Here is a 2,140-nt window from a genome sequence, read left to right on the forward strand (position 1 = left end):
CAGCCAGCATGGTGAATCAGAAACACACTGATTTGGGAATCCCAAATCGATTCAACCTAAACCCATCCCGCTTTAGACCTTCAGCTCGCTTCCCGTCACGCGGCGATACGCTTCCAGATACCGCTTGCTCGTCGCATCCACCACGCTCGCCGGCAGCGGCGGGGCGGGGGCGTCGCCGTTCCAGCGGCCGGCGCGGCGCTCGACGTCGAGATAGTCGCGCAGCGGCTGCTTGTCGAAGCTCGGCTGCGGTTGGCCGGGCTTGTAGGCATCGACCGCCCAGAACCGCGACGAATCCGGCGTCATCACCTCGTCGATCAGGATGATGCGGCCGTCCCTGTCGCGGCCGAACTCGAACTTGGTGTCGGCGATGATGATGCCGCGGGCGCGGCTGGTCTGTTCGCCGTAGCCGTAGACGTCGCGCGCCATCTTCTCCAGCGTCGCGGCGACGTCGGCGCCGACGATCTCGCCCACCCGCTTAACCGTGATGTTCTCGTCATGGCCGGCCTCGGCCTTGGTCGCCGGGCTGAAGATCGCGGGTTCGAGCTTCTGGCTCTCGACCAGGCCGGCCGGCAGTTTCTCGCCGGCGAGGGTGCCCTCGGCCGCGTATTCCTTCCACGCCGAGCCGGAGATGTAGCCGCGGATCACGCATTCGATCGGGAACACGGTGGTGCGCTTGCACAGCATCGCGCGGCCGAGGATGTCGGCGCGATGATCCTTCAGTTCAGGCACCGCGCGGATGATCTCGTCGGCATCGGCGCTGATCATGTGATGCGGTACGGTGCCCTCAAGCTGCCGGAACCACCAGGCGCTGATCTGGGTCAGCACCGCGCCCTTCATCGGAATGGTTTCCGCCATCACCACGTCGAATGCCGAGATCCGGTCGGTGGTCAGCAGCAGCACGCGGTCGTCGCCGACGGCGTAGATATCGCGCACCTTGCCGCGGCCGATCCGGGGCAGGGGCAAATCGCTGGATAGCATCGCGGTCATGGCGTGATCTCTCTAGGTGGCTTTTCAAAATAGGTGGCTTGCAAAGACGAGCGCCCGCACACGGCCGTGCGGGCGCTCGAGGTTATCACAGGAAATAGCTCACTCCGGCAGCGGAATGAACTCGTGTTCGTGCGGAACCTGCGCGAAACGGCCGGTTTTCCAGTCCTGTTTGGCCTGCTCGATTCGCTCCTTCGAGGACGACACGAAATTCCACCAGATGTGGCGCGGCCCCTCCAGCGCGTCGCCGCCGAGGAACATCATGCGGGTCGGCCGCAACGTCTTCACGGTGATGCGGTCGCCGGGCCGGAAGATCAGGAGCCGCGGTCCCTCGTGGCGGTCGCCGGCGATCTCGACCTCGCCGTCGACGAGGTAGATCGCGCGCTCCTCGTGATCGGGGTCGAGCGGCACCGATGTGCCGGCCTTTGCGGTCACTTCAGTGTAGAACCAGGGCGAGACCATGCTGACCGGCGAAGTGATACCGAACGCGGAGCCGGCGATGATGCGCGCGGTGAAGTCGCGCTCGGAGATCATCGGCAGGTCGCCCGCGCCATAATGCTGGAACGACGGCGCGATCTCCTCCTTGCCCGCAGGCAGCGCGATCCAGCTTTGCAGGCCCAGCATCTTCTGGCCGTCGCGGCGCTGCACGTCAGGCGTGCGCTCGGAATGCGCGATGCCGCGGCCCGCGGTCATCAGGTTCATCGCGCCGGGCTGGATCTCCTGGATGTTGCCCTCGCTGTCGCGGTGCATGATGCTGCCGTCGAACAGGTAGGTGACGGTGGCGAGCCCGATATGCGGATGCGGCCGCACGTCCATGCCCTTGCCGGCGAGATACTGCACCGGTCCGAAATGGTCGAAGAAGATGAAGGGTCCCACCATCTGGCGCTTGCCGTGCGGCAGCGCGCGGCGCACCGCAAAGCCGTCGCCGAGATCGCGGGTGCGCGGCACGATGATCAGATCCAGCGCGTCGCAGGTCTTGGGATCGCCGAGTTCGGGATCGGTCGAGGGCTGCCAGCTCATGTCGGACTCCTTAACAGTGGTGTGGCGATCATACTCCAATCGTCGTCCCGGCCAAGCGAAGCGCGAGCCGGCAACTGTTATGTTGGTTTGGTCTGCAGGTAGGGCTTTCGGTCTCGCATCATGGCATTGAGGACCG

2 protein-coding genes are annotated in these 2,140 nt (G+C 65.1%); both read right to left on the reverse strand.

Annotation, left to right across the window (positions count from 1 at the left end):
* Positions 1–72: 72 nt before the first annotated feature.
* Positions 73–987: a phosphoribosylaminoimidazolesuccinocarboxamide synthase gene (locus QJT82_RS45275; protein WP_028341383.1), complete on the reverse strand. Its 915-nt coding sequence runs from the start codon at positions 985–987 to the stop codon at positions 73–75.
* Positions 988–1,086: 99 nt separating this feature from the next.
* Positions 1,087–2,004: a pirin family protein gene (locus tag QJT82_RS45280; RefSeq protein ID WP_028335539.1), complete on the reverse strand. Its 918-nt coding sequence runs from the start codon at positions 2,002–2,004 to the stop codon at positions 1,087–1,089.
* Between the last annotated feature and the right edge of the window lie 136 nt (positions 2,005–2,140).

The organism is Bradyrhizobium sp. Mp19 (assembly GCF_029952935.1).
Lineage (GTDB): Bacteria > Pseudomonadota > Alphaproteobacteria > Rhizobiales > Xanthobacteraceae > Bradyrhizobium > Bradyrhizobium elkanii.